The sequence below is a fragment of the Aurantivibrio plasticivorans genome (assembly GCF_055392955.1).
On sequence record NZ_AP036020.1, the window covers coordinates 707,023 to 722,078 of the forward strand.

At 48.2% G+C, this 15,056-nt stretch carries 12 protein-coding genes; 3 read left to right on the forward strand and 9 right to left on the reverse strand.

Annotation, left to right across the window (positions count from 1 at the left end):
- Positions 1 to 220: 220 nt before the first annotated feature.
- Together ACZ5NB_RS03220 and epmB are read right to left on the reverse strand one after the other, a co-directional pair.
- The gene (locus ACZ5NB_RS03220) at positions 221 to 1,951 is read right to left on the reverse strand and encodes a hypothetical protein (protein WP_460231419.1); all 1,731 of its coding nucleotides are present in this window, start codon (positions 1,949 to 1,951) and stop codon (positions 221 to 223) included.
- 69 nt (positions 1,952 to 2,020) lie between these two features.
- Entirely contained in the window at positions 2,021 to 3,040 is a 1,020-nt protein-coding gene (gene epmB / locus ACZ5NB_RS03225; RefSeq protein WP_460238368.1) for an EF-P beta-lysylation protein EpmB, read from the reverse strand.
- Between the two features lie 82 nt (positions 3,041 to 3,122).
- Here epmB and efp point away from each other — a divergent pair, with 82 nt between their 5' ends.
- Both efp and epmA read left to right on the forward strand, forming a co-directional pair.
- Positions 3,123 to 3,695, forward strand: a complete 573-nt coding sequence (gene efp / locus ACZ5NB_RS03230; protein WP_460231423.1) for an elongation factor P — start codon at positions 3,123 to 3,125, stop codon at positions 3,693 to 3,695.
- Positions 3,696 to 3,698: 3 nt separating this feature from the next.
- Positions 3,699 to 4,670: an EF-P lysine aminoacylase EpmA gene (gene epmA / locus ACZ5NB_RS03235; protein WP_460238366.1), complete on the forward strand. Its 972-nt coding sequence runs from the start codon at positions 3,699 to 3,701 to the stop codon at positions 4,668 to 4,670.
- A gap of 69 nt (positions 4,671 to 4,739) precedes the next feature.
- Here the strand turns inward: epmA and ACZ5NB_RS03240 are convergent, their stop codons facing one another.
- Together ACZ5NB_RS03240 and ACZ5NB_RS03245 are read right to left on the reverse strand one after the other, a co-directional pair.
- Positions 4,740 to 5,657 carry an alpha/beta hydrolase family protein gene (locus ACZ5NB_RS03240; protein ID WP_464107829.1) on the reverse strand — a complete coding sequence of 306 codons (918 nt, stop codon included), beginning with the start codon at positions 5,655 to 5,657 and terminating at the stop codon, positions 4,740 to 4,742.
- Between the two features lie 355 nt (positions 5,658 to 6,012).
- Positions 6,013 to 6,942: an alpha/beta hydrolase family protein gene (locus ACZ5NB_RS03245; RefSeq protein ID WP_464107830.1), complete on the reverse strand. Its 930-nt coding sequence runs from the start codon at positions 6,940 to 6,942 to the stop codon at positions 6,013 to 6,015.
- Positions 6,943 to 7,134: 192 nt separating this feature from the next.
- Between ACZ5NB_RS03245 and ACZ5NB_RS03250 the strand changes: the two genes are divergently transcribed.
- Positions 7,135 to 7,350 carry a hypothetical protein gene (locus ACZ5NB_RS03250; RefSeq protein WP_464107831.1) on the forward strand — a complete coding sequence of 72 codons (216 nt, stop codon included), beginning with the start codon at positions 7,135 to 7,137 and terminating at the stop codon, positions 7,348 to 7,350.
- A 36-nt stretch (positions 7,351 to 7,386) separates the two neighbouring features.
- On the opposite strand, the gene ACZ5NB_RS03255 is transcribed toward ACZ5NB_RS03250, so the two are convergent.
- From ACZ5NB_RS03255 to ACZ5NB_RS03275, 5 genes are all read right to left on the reverse strand, one after another.
- Entirely contained in the window at positions 7,387 to 8,313 is a 927-nt protein-coding gene (locus ACZ5NB_RS03255) for an alpha/beta hydrolase family protein (RefSeq protein ID WP_464107832.1), read from the reverse strand.
- Positions 8,314 to 8,777: 464 nt separating this feature from the next.
- On the reverse strand, positions 8,778 to 10,487 hold the full coding sequence (locus ACZ5NB_RS03260; RefSeq protein ID WP_464107833.1) for a methyl-accepting chemotaxis protein: 1,710 nt from the start codon (positions 10,485 to 10,487) through the stop codon (positions 8,778 to 8,780).
- Positions 10,488 to 10,557: 70 nt separating this feature from the next.
- A complete protein-coding gene (locus ACZ5NB_RS03265; RefSeq protein ID WP_464107834.1) occupies positions 10,558 to 12,297 on the reverse strand; it encodes a methyl-accepting chemotaxis protein in 1,740 nt (579 codons plus the stop codon).
- A gap of 189 nt (positions 12,298 to 12,486) precedes the next feature.
- Positions 12,487 to 13,368, reverse strand: a complete 882-nt coding sequence (locus ACZ5NB_RS03270) for a helix-turn-helix transcriptional regulator (protein ID WP_464107835.1) — start codon at positions 13,366 to 13,368, stop codon at positions 12,487 to 12,489.
- Positions 13,369 to 13,790: 422 nt separating this feature from the next.
- Positions 13,791 to 15,053 carry a class I SAM-dependent RNA methyltransferase gene (locus ACZ5NB_RS03275; protein ID WP_464107836.1) on the reverse strand — a complete coding sequence of 421 codons (1,263 nt, stop codon included), beginning with the start codon at positions 15,051 to 15,053 and terminating at the stop codon, positions 13,791 to 13,793.
- Between the last annotated feature and the right edge of the window lie 3 nt (positions 15,054 to 15,056).

A 15,056-nucleotide genomic window follows, 5' to 3' on the forward strand; every position in this document is an offset into this window, starting at 1 on the left:
AATTAGCATTAATAACAACAGTTTAACTCAAATTTCGTGATCGAGAGCGACTGATTAAGTTTAAATGTTCGCTAAGCGGACTAAAAAGCGTCAATGTGCGATGAGATCGCCCGTATTACCCGCTGGTTCGTGTGCAACATGGGGCCTGGACTGAACTTGCAGCCCTCTCAACGGGGGGGGGGGGCAGAATTTAACATAGAGTGAAGGCGCTGTTTGAATATTAGTCATCCCAGGCAGAGCTGAAATCGTCGTCACTCGATGCATCCACTTGCTGAGATTCCGAGGCGGTGGCTTCTTGGCTGACGTGCGGTTCCGGCGCGTCTATTTTGTCAGCGCGAAATTGGAACTGGCTAATTGAGCCGCTTGAAAATATGCGACGCGTTAATTGCCCCTGACTAATCTCACCAAAGCTATTCAATTCTAGCCGGTTGTACTCTTGGAAGGGGGCGAAGGCTGTAATGAGGGTGGCTGGTTGATTGGCCGCTTTTAATTCGGGTAGCAGTAATATCCGCATGTAATCGCCATATTCACCAGTCGGTTGTTCGATTGCAGCAGCATACGGTGTTGCCTTTGGCGCGAGTATCTGAATGCCGAGTCGCGTCGAACTTTGCTGTTGTTGCACCCAGCGAATGACGCCAACGCCCCAACGGTGTCTACCCTTTTCTCGTAGACCGATTATTTCACCGGCGCGTACGTGCGCTGGAATTGCCTTCCGCCATTCTAGGCAGTATCCGCCGGGGCTAGTATCGATGACTTGAACGAGATCAATAGGGTGATCGTCGGCTTCCGCGTCGTCATTTTGTTTGCTATTCCATGGGTCATTCGCGAAGGAGCCAAAATCGATTTCTTCCATCTCGTCTTGACCAAGAAACTCTTCGAACGACATGCCATTAATAATATGGTGATGGATATTGCTCAAGCCAACACTAGCTTCGATAGTGCTGTTGGTTGGCTGACGTTCAAAAGCGCGTTGTAAGTTTGTACTCCAGGCCTGCTCTAGGTGGTCTAACAGCGCTACTGATAGCGTCTTTGGGATTTTAAGTAACTCTTTGTCCGTCTCCTTCGCTTCACGCTGGGTTCTAAGCGCAGTGAGCAATTGCGACAAATCTAGCTCTCGCAAGTCTCCGCGTGAACCACTGAAGCGCGCTTTGTTAAGCGGCCCTATGTCGGCAGCTAGATTGAGCACGTACAAATTTTTGCGGTTGCTATCGGTGGGTACCAGCTTCGCTAAATACGCCCATGACTCCAGAGCCTGGTAGGTGGCAGAAACGTCAATTTGTCGCATTTGATTGGGGCGAGATGCGGCCAACAATATGATCCGCATGTACGCCTGCTGGGTTGTGCAGGCGTCGCTCTCTTCGAGTAACTGGTCGGCGACCAATCGATCGAGCAAGGCGAATTCCTCGGCCACGCGGTAACAGGTATGCAGCTCTAACCACAGTTGCTCGGGTGTTTGCCGGTAGAGTTGGAAGCTCCGAAAAAGGAGTAATCCTAAGCCGACAATGGCTCGGTGACACACGAGTTCGAGATGTGGGTGGGGTTTGGTTTTAGTACTTTTGCTGGCAATGTCTTTGAGAACCGATAAATAGCCAACACACATATGTTTTTGTAGGGCTTGTGCGACCACTGCGGTTTTCATTGGCCCTTCAGGCAATATAAGCGGCTGATTAAGAAACCCTCTCGCCAGACCCTGGATGCAGTGTTGTACGTAGGGTCGAACAGCTTCAAGCATCGCGAGCCGATTATCGGCGGAGGTTTCAAGGCGAGGAATCTCAGGCAGTGATTTGTATAGCAAGACGCCGGTATGTGTAATTCGCGTGGCGGGTAATGCCTCGGCCCATGCTTTAACCGACGACGCTTTATTACTGGCAGAAAAAGACAGTGCCGCTAAATCTTGGGCGGGTAACGTCACTTTCTCAAACATTTCTGTCAGATTGAATTCTGCACTCATATCAATAGCTTAGCGATATCTTCCGTGTAATCCAGTATGTTAACCGTAATGGCCAGCCGGTGGCACCTATCACGACAAAATTATTTTATTGGGAGCTCCTGCCAACTCGTGGCTCAAGCGAGGAACGAGATATCCGGGGAGTTGAGCTTGTAGTTGCTCATGCAACTTTAATGCCTCTGGCCTCGGTAGGTCAAAGTGTTGGACGCCTTGAACTTTATCGAGGACATGTAAATAGTAGGGAAGTACACCACTTTCAAAGAGTTTGTGAGAGAGGGTGGCTAAACTGGAGACAGAATTGTTGATGCCCCGCAGAAGTACGGCCTGATTGAGCAATGTCACGCCCGCATCTCGTAGCGAGCGGCAAGCGCTGCGGACACAATTGTTAATTTCGTTGGCGTGATTCGCATGCAGGACCATCACTTTGTTAAGCCGACCACGGTGCAGCCACGTTAGCAGTTCTGGGTTTACGCGGTCAGGAATGACGATGGGCAGTCTTGTATGAATGCGTAATGTTTTGATGTGTGAAATGGCTTCAAGGCGTTCGACAAATTCTGCCAAGTAGGCGTCCGCTAAGGTTAACGGGTCTCCACCGCTAAGAATAATCTCATTCAGTGAGGTATCTCTTGCTATACGGTCTAGGGATTCCTGCCATTCGTGTCGGCTTTGTCGGTGATTTTCGTAAGGGAAGTGGCGACGAAAACAGTAGCGACAGTGGATGGCACAAGCGCTGGTTAGCATCAGCAGCGCTCGCCCGTGGTATTTTTGAATGATTCCCGGTGCTTGCGTGGCGGCGGCTTCAGCGAGGGGGTCCGTAACATAACCTGGTGCGTTGATGAGCTCTGCAGCGCTGGGAAGAACCTGTAGCAGTAATGGGTCATTAAGGTTGCCGCGTTCGATACGTTGCAAATAGCTGCGGGGTACGCGTACGTGGAAGTCGTCGTTGGCCTTACAGAGCGCGGGATATGAGCCTTTAAGCGCGTCGACATCAATGGCCAGCTCTCGGCAAAGCTCTTTCGGGTCTCGAATAATATTAATAAGCTGTTCTTGCCAGCTCTGGCTCTGCCATGAGAGCTCAGTTCGGGGTATCATAGGCGCCCTTTAAAAATCCAGCTGAAAGATATAGGTCTTGCACTAATCAATTCGGCAATTACCTACTGAGTGTTGAGGACATATGGCAAGTTATTCTACCAACGAATTCCGCAGCGGCATGAAAGTCATGTTAGACGGCGACCCCTGTTCAATTCTCGATAACGAGTTCGTCAAACCAGGCAAGGGCCAAGCATTTAATCGCGTCAAACTCCGTAACCTAAAGTCGGGTCGGGTTTGGGAACGTACGTTTAAATCAGGTGAAAGCCTTGAGGGTGCTGACGTAACAGACCGCGATATGGAATACCTCTATAACGACGGTGAATTCTATCACTTTATGGAGCCTGAGACTTTCGAACAGCATCAGGCCGATGCAAACACTGTGGGTGATGCTGCTCAGTGGTTAAAAGAGCAAGACACTTGCATTGTTACTCTTTATAACGGTGCACCGTTGGCAGTGACTCCACCCAATCATGTGGAATTAGAAATCGTTGAAACCGACCCTGGTCTCAAAGGTGACACAGCTCAAGGTGGTACCAAGCCTGCGAAGCTCTCAACTGGTGCTGTAGTCAAAGTGCCTTTGTTTTTGACAGAGGGTGAAGTTGTTCGTGTCGATACACGAACCGGCGAATATATGAGTCGCGCTAAAGAGCAATAATAAATGGCGAATGATATTGCGCCGGAAAGCGATTCGCGGTGGCGGCCAACCGCCGCGAATTCGATGCTGCAAGCGCGAGCGTCGCTATATCAATCACTTCGACAGTTTTTTGATGCGCAAGGTTATACAGAAGTCGATGTACCATTGCTTGGCTTAGCCGGTACGTCGGACCTCCATATTGAATCCTTTCTAACCGACACAGTTAATCCCTCTCGGTACCTACAAACTTCTCCTGAGTTTGCCATGAAGCGGTTGCTCGCAGCGGGAAGTGGCCCTATCTACAGTATCACTAAGTCTTTTCGTTTGGGCGAGCGCGGCAAAAACCATAACCCAGAGTTTACGATTCTCGAATGGTATCGTCCTGGGTTTGATGACCACGCCCTAATGCAGGAAGTATCAGCGCTTTTAGGTCCTATATTGAGCAGATCTCCGAAAATAACGACCTATCAGCAGTTGTTTGAAGACACGCTGGGTGTTGATCCTTTGACAATACCGGTGGCGGACCTGAAGAAGATCTCTCAATTGCATCTTGATGTCGACTCGCATGAGGGCAGTAGAGACTTTTGGTTGGATCTGCTCTTCTCGCACGTTATCCAGCCAACACTGGTTGATCAGCTATGGTTTGTGCATGACTATCCTGCGAGCCAGGCAGCGCTTGCTAAAGTCACTGTGAACCATTCTGGCGTCGCAGTTGCTCGACGCTTTGAAGTTTTTTGCGAGGGAGTGGAGCTTGGGAATGGGTATTGGGAATTAACCGACTCATCGGAGCAGCGACGTCGATTTGAAAAGGATAATGCTCAACGTATTGCTCTGGGCTTAGACGCAGTTAATTATGACGAGAGTTTGTTGGCGGCGTTGGAATATGGTTTGCCGGAGTGTGCGGGTATCGCTATAGGGGTTGACCGGCTACTGATGGTAATGAACGGCTGTAATGATATTGCGGACGTATTAACCTTTCCTTTTGAAATAGCGTAACTGCAAAAAGCAGACAAAAAAAGGGTGGCTTTGGAGCCACCCTTTTGATCATACAGCGCCTTAATTAGATTAGGGGCAGCTTGCGTAATCGTAATCAGATACATCCCGGCTGCTACCGTAGTTTTCTTGGCTACATAGGAACTGGTTGTAACGAGTATCGCCATCGATGTAGCGCTTCATCCAAGCAATGCCAGGCTTGCCAAGCAACGCTTCGTTGTAACCAGAGTTTGCGCAGTAGTGGCTGCCGTTGTTAACTTCGATCTTCATCTTAGGACCAGACGCATCACGGTAGAAGTCATCAACGTGGCTGGACGTTGGTGCAATTGCATCGTTTTCACACGCAATCATGAATGCAGGTGTGTTCATACGACCATAGCTACCAGAGTACCAAGGTGCTTGTGGGATGATTGCTTTTACTTCGCTGCGATCGGTCGCTAGTTTCAGCGAGCCGCCGCCGCCCATTGACCAGCCAATAGCACCAAGACGGTTGCGATCAACCATGCTACCCACAGTGCTGTCGCTGATTACGTGGTCCAATGCAGCGCTAAGTTGACGAGCACGGCTGTTAGGTTGGTCATAGCCGGAGTTGGTGTCGATTGTAATAACCACAAAGCCCCAAGAGGCAAGGCGTGGGCCCCACCATCTGATTGAGCTCTCGCGAGACACATAGCCAGGTACTACTGCAATGGCACCCATGCGTCCACAGTTAGAGTTGGTTGGGTAGTGAATGGTGCCGCCACCGAAACCGCTAGCCGCATAACTGCTAACACTCTTGGTGCGAACAGAGAATGGACCGCTTGCGCCAGTGCGAGATAGTGCAGAACTGGTTGGGGCTGGACCACAGGCATTACCACCGCTTGGGGGTGGGTTTGAACCGCCGTCACCGCCGCCATCACCACCGTCGCCGCCGCCAGAAGCGAACAACGCAGAGGAAAGTAGCAGGGCGCTAACGCCAACCAAGAGTTTTTCAGTGATTGTTTTTTTCATGAAATGAACCTTTTTAATTATTAATTTATTTTTATGTCGCTATCGGCGTGGTCGCGCTAAAACGATATTGAGATTCAAAAGTATCTACGGATACAGCGTGATAGAAAGCTTGTATCTCCGACGACAGCCTGGTGCGAAAATTAGCACAACCGTTTATTTTCTTTATTTCACTTTCCGTCACTTTTGTTTTTTGGAGAGATAAGTGTGCTAAAAAGTGAAAATTATGACGTGATATTTGTAGGGGTTACGAAAGGTTTTTGCTAAATAAAATGGGTGTGAAAAGTTTTTCGATTTTTCAAAATTGAAATAAAAAAGGGCAGCCTTGGCTGCCCTTATCGGTTCACCGCCTTAGTAATTAGGGGCAGTTGTTGTAGCGGTAGTCAGATACATCGCGACTTGAGAAACTGACGTTTCCACACAAGTAATTGTTGAAACGCGTATCGCCATCGATGTAACGCTTCATCCAAGAGATACCAGCTCTTCCGAGAATATCTTCATCAGAGTTTCCTGAATTTGCGCAGTAGTGATCGCCACCGTTAATTTCGATGTACATTTTAGACGTGCTGTTAGGCACGTCATCCCAGAAATCATCTACGTGAGAAGATACCGGTGCAATGCTGTCATCTTCACAAGCAATTAAGAACGTTGCAGCGTCTACTTCGTCAAAGTCGTTAAGACCCGAATAGTAAGGAGCTTGTGGGATGATTGCTTTTACCGTTGAGCGCTCGGTAGCAAGCTTCAAAGAGCCGCCACCGCCCATGGACCAACCGATGGCACCTAAACGACTTGAATCAACCATGCTACCTACTGTGCTATCACCAATAATGTGATCAAGCGCGGCACTTAATTGATCTGCACGGCTGTCTGGCTGATCGTAAATGGAATCTGTGTCGATCGTGATGACAACGAATCCCCAAGACGCCAAACGTTCGCCCCACCACTCGATTGAGCTTTCGTAGGAAACATACCCTGGAACAACAGCGATACCGCCCATGCGACCACAGTCAGCATTATTGGGATACCAAATTGTGCCGCCACCAAATCCAGAGGCTGCGTAGTCGCTTACACTTTTGCTGGAAACGTTGAATGGACCGCTATCGCCTGTTTGAAGTAATTGCGAGTCAGTTGGCGCTGGGCCGCATTCGCTGCTGGAAGGAGGAGTGCCGCCGTCGCCACCATCACCACCCCCATCGCCGCCGTCACCACCACCGGATGCATAAAGTGTTGAAGAAAGAATTAGTGCGCTTGCACTAATGATTATCTTTTCAAATATTGATTTATTCATAGTACCAACCTTTTTAATTATTAAATTATTTTTTTGTTTTTAGGCATGATCGTGGTACTGCGATATTTAACTGCAAAGTTACCTGTCCATACTGCGTAGAAGACAGTTCATATCTCCAGCGACAGCCTGGTTAGAAAATTATCACGAAGAAATATTTTCCATATTTCATGTTCTGGCACTATTGATGTTTTTTTGAACGTGGTTCACACCCTTCTGCTTGTATTTATCAGTCTTACAAATAAAGAATTTGAGAAAAGAGAAAAGAGAAAAGAGAAAAGAGAAAAGAGAAAAGAGAAAAGAGAAAAGAGAAAAGAGAAAAGAGAAAAGAGAAAAGAGAAAAGAGAAAAGAGAAAAGAGAAAAGATTCAGCGTAATGGAAAAGTCTGTTGCACAAAAAAGGGCAGCCTAAGCTGCCCTCTTCTTTAAACCACCATCCTAAAAATTATTAGGGGCAGTTGTTGTAACGGTAGTCAGAGACGTCAAGGCTAGAGTAGCTCTCGTTACCGCAGAGGTAGCTATCGAAGCGAGTGTCGCCGTCGATGTAACGCTTCATCCAAGAGATACCTGCTTTACCCAGTAAGTCTTCGTCTGAGTAGCCAGTGTTAGCACAGTAATGTGAACCACCGTTGATTTCGATGTACATTTTTGATGTGCTGTTAGGTACGTCATACCAGAAGTCATCAACGTGTGAAGAGACCGGTGCGATGGTGTCATTTTCACAAGCAATTAGGAAAGTTGCTGCGTCAATTTCATCGAAGTCGTTAAAGCCAGAATAGTATGGTGCTTGTGGAATAATGGCTTTTACAGTTGCACGCTCAGTTGCAAGCTTGAGTGAGCCACCGCCACCCATTGACCAACCAATTGCGCCCAAGCGGCTTGAATCAACCATGCCACCAACAGTGCTATCGCTAATGATGTGATCGAGTGCAGCACTTAATTGATCGGCACGGCTGTCTGGCTGATCATAAATAGAGTTTGTGTCGATAGTGATCACAACAAAACCCCAAGATGCTAAACGCTCGCCCCACCACTCGATTGAGCTTTCGTAGGAAACATAGCCAGGAACAACCGCGATACCACCCATGCGACCACAGTTAGAGTTATTTGGGTACCAGATAGTGCCGCCGCCGAAACCGCTAGCTGACCAGTCGCTGACGCTTTTAGTGGAAACGTTGAATGGACCACTGTCGCCGGTTTGGAGCAATTGTGATTCAGTTGGTGCTGGACCGCACTCAGTGCCACCGCTTGGAGGAGTAGAGCCGCCGTCGCCGCCACCATCACCACCGTCGCCACCACCTGAAGCATATAGAGTGGTAGAAAGAACGAGCGCGCTCGCGCCGACAAGTAACTTGTCTAAGATAGATTTTTTCATGAGACCAACCTTGTTTTAATTATGTGTATAAATATTTTTGTTTTGAGTCAGGTAAAACATGGCAACCATCACATAGTTGTAGTTATCTGACTGGGCATCCATTTTGTTTTTGCCTACTTGATCAAACTGAAGCGGCTGTAGTTTTTCGGATGCTCCGTCGGTGACGAAAGCCTGGAAGAGAAGTTAACAAGGTAAACTTGTAGCCTCTTTCACAAATTGGCACTCTTTTGATGAAAAAACGCGATTTTTTCGATGGGGTTAGGTGAAGTCTTTCACAATTTGGCACTTTTTTGTGTCGTTATAATTTGCGGTTGTTAAGTAAATTTTTCGATTAGTAAAGGTAATAACTGCGATCGTTAGTGCATCGCTTTTTAAAACAAGGAAAACACTTGTTTTCTTTTGTTGAAAAATAAATTTCAGGAAGAGCAGTGGTGTGGGAACCAAATTCAAAGGAAGGGTTTCCGTTAAATGCCGAGCGCCATAGGTACAATGCCAACGGACATTAAACCCCAGCGCCGACCATGGAGTCGGATCGGTGTAAATATAGTAATGACAATTTGCCCGCCGGGAACGACAAAACTGCCCATACTAATCTCGCCACAATTGTCGACATTTTTCTTTTCTTGTTCGTTGTCAACGGAGAAATACATATAGCGGCTATGGGCCATATCTTCTTTTAGATTGCCAGTCTCTGGGCGCGCATTTTCCGACCGGTTAATGGCTAAATAATAGTGGTCGTCACTGGGTAGCCAGTAGATGATGCCTTTTTGTAAAGCGCCTGCGTGCCATTCATTGATAGCGGGTTGTAGCTTGCGGCGGAATGCTTCACCGTAGCTCACGTCAAATTTCCCCATTTGCGAGCCTGGCACTTTACGGTAATTTCTATCCCATATGTCGACGCCTTCTTTTTCTAGTTCAATTAACTTCTGTTGCACAAAGTCGCGTTTCTCGTAGAGCGATGCAACGACTTTTTCTATAACGCCCTCGCTGGTGCGGAACTTCGCTAGTTGTTGCAATGCAATGTTAGTGGTATCCCGCATAACATCGGTACGTACAAAAATCTCGCTCATGTTATTGCGGATTTCTTCACCGAGGTTGCGAATCTCTCGTGCACGCTCGAGCCCCTCGACATTGGTTTGCGAAAGCTCTTCTACGGTTGAGCTAACCAGTAGCAAGTCCTGATTGCTATGGGAAAATTTCTCCATCATGATTTCGAATTCGCTCACGGTAGATGAAATGGCGGTCTTAGCATCTTCAGTGCTGTGCGTTGCTGATTGCGTGCTCTCCGATGTCTTATGCACCGCGTTACCCATTTCTTCAACGAGTTCGTTGATTTGGTCAGCCGCGTGGCCAACTTTTCCAGCAAGCGAGCGCACCTCATCCGCTACCACGGCAAATCCGCGTCCGTGCTCACCCGCGCGGGCGGCTTCAATAGCGGCGTTAAGCGCTAGCATATTCGTTTGTGCGGCAAAGCCTTGCACGGTATCAAGAATAGTGCGGATGCTTTCGGAGCTGCTGACAAGCCGAGAGACGGTTTCGTGAAATTCGCCCATAACCTGCGATGATGTTTGGACATGTGTTAGTGCTTTACTCATGTCTTCTAAGCTTTGTTGTGCCGCGTCGAGATTCAAGTTGTTAGCGTCGGTGATCCCGCTAGTGCGTTTGGCGAGCTCCATTAGTGCATTATTGGTTTCATCGTTGGCTTGAAAAATAATGTCAGAGAGTTCTGCTTGTTTATCGGCATTGGCTTGGGATTTAGTGCCGAGTTGACGTGCATCAGCCGACGCAACCGCAATCTTCAAGCTATTTTTCAACAACAGTGCAAATAGTGAATCAATTCGGCCGAAAAACGTATTGACGTAATGACGCACGCCTTCAGTTCGCGAACCCGAGAGGGGCAAGCGTTGACGTAAGTCCGCGTGATCGGGGTTGGTCGCCAGTTGTAACGCCGAATTTTGCTGCTGATTTATACCGGCTGCAGATGAAAAGAGGCTGAGATAAATACTGCCGCCTCCCACAACTAGCGCGACCAGCGAAATAACACGCCATGTCCCTTCTGATTGAACAAAGAGCGCAACGGACGCGAGGGCTAAACACGACATGCAGGCAACAAAAAAAGCCACACGCTTCAATGGAAGTGGTTCTCGGTTTGATTGAGGCTGTGTTGTTTCCATACTCGATTCTTGTACTACGTTATCTCAAAAAAACTAACGGCGTTTTTCCGCCTGGTCGGTACGAAGCATGCTATTCGTTAAGCAGGTCCAACGCTGCCGGTAATACGCCTAGCGCGAAGGTGCCCCAGCGTTTTCCCCGAATAATAACGGGGATAAAAATAGTAATAACGATCATTCCGCCGGGAATGACCAGTGTGCCCATACTAATTTCACCGCAATCGGCGGCATTGCGTTTTTCTTGTTCATTGGATACAGAGAAAAACATATAGCGGCTGTGTGCTGCGTCGTACTTTGGGTCACCGGTTTCTGGTTGAGAGACTTCGCTGCGATTTACGCTGACATAAGCTTGGTCGTCGCTGGGTAGCCAATACAGGGCGCCTTGACTATTTTCGGGCTTGTGCCAATCGTCGAGAACGCCTTGGATTTTCTTCGCTAGAGGCACTCTATAGCTGACGTCGTATTTATCCATTTTGGAGCCATCAACTTTTCGATAATTGCGGTCAAAAATATCGACGCCTTCGTCTTGCAGCTCAGTCAGTATGTTTTCAACGATCTCGCGGCGTTCAAACAATGTGGCGACCAATTTCTCAATGACACCGTGTCGGGTTCTGAATTTGGCTAGCTGTTGCAATGCAATATTAGTGGTGTCGCGCATTACGTCGGCACGGACGAAAATTTCGCCCATGTTTTCGCGAATGTCTTCACCGAGATCACGAATTTCTCGCGCGCGTTCTAAACCTTCAGCGTTTGTTAGGCTGAGTTCTTCGATTGTTGAGCTGACTAGCAGTAAATCCTGGTTAGTGTGCTCAAACTTGTGCATCATTTCTTGAAATTCATTGAGCGTCGAAGAGATGGCTTGTTTAGCTTCTTCAGTGCTGTGGGAGGCCGAGGCTGTACTTTCGGATGTCTTTTCAACGGCGCCACCCATTTCCTCGACAAGTTCGTTGATTTGATCTGCAGCGTGGCCGACTTTAGCGGCCAGTGAGCGAACTTCATCTGCCACGACGGCAAAGCCTCGCCCATGTTCGCCCGCGCGGGCGGCTTCGATGGCGGCGTTCAGCGCTAGCATGTTGGTTTGTGCGGCAAACCCTTGCACTGTATCGAGAATCGCGCGAATCGATTCGGCACTGCCCACTAGCCGCGTGACGGTTTCTTGGAAATCACCCATCACATCCGACGACACTTCGATGTGTCGCAACGCACTCTCCATGTCCGATAAGCTTTTTCTCGCGGCCTCTAAATTGAGGTTGTTTGAGTCGGTAATCGCGGTGGTGCGCTGAGAAAGCTCGGACAGAGCGGTATTGGTTTCGGCATTGGCTTGAAAAATAACATCGGACAGCTCGGCTTGGCGTGTGGCGTTTTGTTGTGATTTATCACCAAGCTGACGTGCTTCTGCAGATGCGGCGGCAATTTTCAGACTGTTTTTCAGTAGCAGCGCTAGCAGCTCATCAACACGCTCTAACAGTGTGTTAACGCGCAAAGCCATATCGAGGCGGCTTGCGGTACTTCGCTCCGGCAGTCGCGAACTCAAGTCGGAATGTTCAGTGTTGGAGGCTGCGCGCAGCACTTCGATCGCTTGGCCACTCATGACGTTTGTAGACAGATAGCGCCCAAGCAGGAGCGTCGCAATACCAGCGATAGCCAGGACAGGCGCGAGCACTCGCCAGAAGCCGGACGTGTTCAAGAATAGGCCAGTACAGACCACCACGAAGCACACTGTACCCAGTAAGCAGGTGGCGGCTTGTTTATAGGGAAAGGAGGCCGATGAAAGTGCGTCGGCTCTTTCGGGGGGCGCGTCTCTAGTGCTCATTCACTTCCGTCAAATAGCCAATCTGTTGGCGATAATCTAACTGTCTGATTTATATGGAGAAAATAAGGTATGGATAACCACGCTCAGTCTCTATGGGTACCCTTAGTTAAAGTGTAGTCGAATATGCTGATTGAAAAAGCTGACCGCGCCGCCAGCGCTAATGTTCTGGCGACGGAGGTGCGAGGCGGGTTATTGGAGAGCGAGGGCGTTGTCGGAATAGGGGTTGATGAATCGCTCTAGCGCGGAATCATCTGCGACAACTTTCATGACGTTCTCGCGACGTAATACTTCCGAAGGGCTTAAGCCGAGAAGCTTTCTGAATACGGTGGTGTAATGTGATTGGCTGGAAAAGCCTGCCAATAGCGAGCTATCGAGTAGCGAGTGCCCATTCGCGTAGGCTACCGAGCAAATATACAAGCGGTGCCACATGCGATAGCGACGAATTGGGACACCAATTTCTTTCTTGAATAATTTACACAACCGTGATTCTGATAGGTGCACGGTATTGGCGAGTTGTTCAAGAGTTAGATTTTGATTGGCTCTACTTTTTAGTAGCTCAACCACGCGAACAATGCGTGCGTCTACCGGTGCATGGCCACGAATTTGTGCGCCATCTGGTCTCACAACTTTGTTGAGCATTGCGCGCGCCTTTTGGCTAGTGAGGTCACCGCGCGCAATTTTGTCTAGGCTCTTCAGTATGGATTTTTCGTCGTTGTGGTGAGCGTAAATATTTTCGCTAACTTGTTTCATGTTGCGGCGTAGTAACTCAAAATCACGCCGAAACGGATCGAGGTAAATAATCGCAATGGCAGAGTCGCGTTGTTTCTCTTGCGCAATAAACTCCAAGGAATGTCCTGCCTTGACCAGCAATAGGCGCGAATGCTGTTCGTAGTTTTCCACATCTTTTAAAAGGCTTTGACCGTCAAAATAGGCGATTAGCATATCGGCAGTGGTTACTAATCCGTCGGGAGTTAATCGCTTGTTAGTAAAGTAAAGCGTGCGATCATCCCAAAGGTAGACGACATCTTCGGATTCGGTGTGCGGAGTATTCTTGAAGGAATGGTTGTTCATTTTTAGTTACGCGAGTGTCGTTATATTTATAAGTAAAGCGTGAGAGGTGGCGGTATCTTACTCACGAAAAACACCTATGCAACGCCTGCTAACATTTAACAGCCGAGCGTATTGCGGTCGGATTTTTTCAAAAGGTGGGTTGTAGTGACAGTCGAGTGACAGTAAGCCCGGATTTGTCGTGCTTTCAGTTTTTTGTGTTACTGAAACACACAAATGCGAATGTTTTTTACTATGTTCTATTATTTAGAACCATTTTTTTGATTTCAAAAGTTTATATGTGGTGAGTATCAGTAGCCACCAATTTTGAATCAATCTGGAGGGTGTTGTAACTCTCGTTGTTTAACAGCCGAGAAATTGTCGGTCACTAAGTAAATATTTGTTTAGATTGCACTGAGTATCGCGTCGATAACACTTGTTGTAGATCACACAATGCGTTTGAAGTGGTTCAATATTTCGATGTGAGGTGTGTGCGGTGTTTGGTCGAGAGGCTGGCACTCAACTAATTGATAACCCGCCTCAATGAGATATTTTGCGTCTCGAATGAATGTCGCTAAATTACACGAGACATACAAAATGTCAGAGAAAGGCTGTTTCTTATCAATTAAACCTTTCGTATTTTTGAGGCCGTCCCGAGGTGGGTCAACTAACAATACCTGGAATGGTCCATGTTGGCGGTGAAGTGGCGGTAGCACGGCTTCATCGTAAAGGTCTCTTGCTAAGGCTGTAACGTGTGCGTGATTTTTCGATTCCAATTGTGCAATGGCCGGGCCTTTTCCATCCACCGCAGTAACCTGAACGTCATCATCTTGCGCAATTTGCTCAGTAAAATTGCCTGCACCGCAAAATAATTCAAGAACGTGCAGTGGCTTTGATGGCCGGTTGCCAATCTCCGATAGCTTTTTGCGTAGCCATTGTTGCATAGCAATATTTTGATCGAGATTTGCTTGCTGGAATAAGCGCGGTTTATCGACCACAATCTCGTCGAGATGAGTGTATTCGTCGATATGCAGCTCGCGCCAGGGCTGCTTTCCTTTCTTTTTCCAAAGTGGGTTGGGTAATTGTTCGATTAACCCTGTTAACAGCTGCTGGTTTTTTTCGCTCAGTACAGGGCATTTCTGGATAGGCGCGATGCGATGGCTGTCGAGACTAGCGTAACCAATCACTTGGCCATCGGTTTTTAATTGTGCTCGACTGCGGTAACCGGTGATTTTGGGTGAAGGCCAAATTGGATTTGGTTTCGTGTCACTGATGCGAGCCAGCTGGTTTTCTACTCGCTGCTGTTTGACGGTCAGTTGTTGATTATATTCGATAAATTGCCATGGGCAGCCGCCGCATTTGTTGTCTGACTCGGTTGAGCTAAACCCGTGGTGCGGGCAGAGAGGTTCGATGCGACCAGGGTGGCGGGTAACTATCGTTTGATAAGCGCCTTCAAAAATATTTTTCTTCTTGGCGGTAATTTTTATCTCAGCTTCTTCGCCAATCCACAGTCCCGGGACAAATACGGTTTTGCCACTTGGGTGCGGCAGTATCGCACGACCATCGCTGGCAATGTCGCGCACCACGGCTGTAAATGTTTCTTCAGAGAATGATGCGGAAGCCTGTTGTGCAGAAGTGCGATGGCGTCCGCGGCGGATGCTAGAACCGCCGGGCTTAATAAATTTGGGGCTGGACTTTCGGCGTGACACGAA

What these genes read in the sequence shown, in the direction of transcription:
- ACZ5NB_RS03220 (WP_460231419.1), bottom strand. Translation starts at nt 1,951, where the DNA reads ATGAGTGCAGAATTCAATCTGACAGAAATGTTTGAGAAAGTGACGTTA.
- ACZ5NB_RS03260 (WP_464107833.1), bottom strand. Translation starts at nt 10,487, where the DNA reads ATGGAAACAACACAGCCTCAATCAAACCGAGAACCACTTCCATTGAAG.
- ACZ5NB_RS03255 (WP_464107832.1), bottom strand. Translation starts at nt 8,313, where the DNA reads ATGAAAAAATCTATCTTAGACAAGTTACTTGTCGGCGCGAGCGCGCTC.
- ACZ5NB_RS03240 (WP_464107829.1), bottom strand. Translation starts at nt 5,657, where the DNA reads ATGAAAAAAACAATCACTGAAAAACTCTTGGTTGGCGTTAGCGCCCTG.
- ACZ5NB_RS03270 (WP_464107835.1), bottom strand. Translation starts at nt 13,368, where the DNA reads ATGAACAACCATTCCTTCAAGAATACTCCGCACACCGAATCCGAAGAT.
- epmB (WP_460238368.1), bottom strand. Translation starts at nt 3,040, where the DNA reads ATGATACCCCGAACTGAGCTCTCATGGCAGAGCCAGAGCTGGCAAGAA.
- ACZ5NB_RS03265 (WP_464107834.1), bottom strand. Translation starts at nt 12,297, where the DNA reads ATGAGCACTAGAGACGCGCCCCCCGAAAGAGCCGACGCACTTTCATCG.
- efp (WP_460231423.1), top strand. Translation starts at nt 3,123, where the DNA reads ATGGCAAGTTATTCTACCAACGAATTCCGCAGCGGCATGAAAGTCATG.
- ACZ5NB_RS03245 (WP_464107830.1), bottom strand. Translation starts at nt 6,942, where the DNA reads ATGAATAAATCAATATTTGAAAAGATAATCATTAGTGCAAGCGCACTA.
- epmA (WP_460238366.1), top strand. Translation starts at nt 3,699, where the DNA reads ATGGCGAATGATATTGCGCCGGAAAGCGATTCGCGGTGGCGGCCAACC.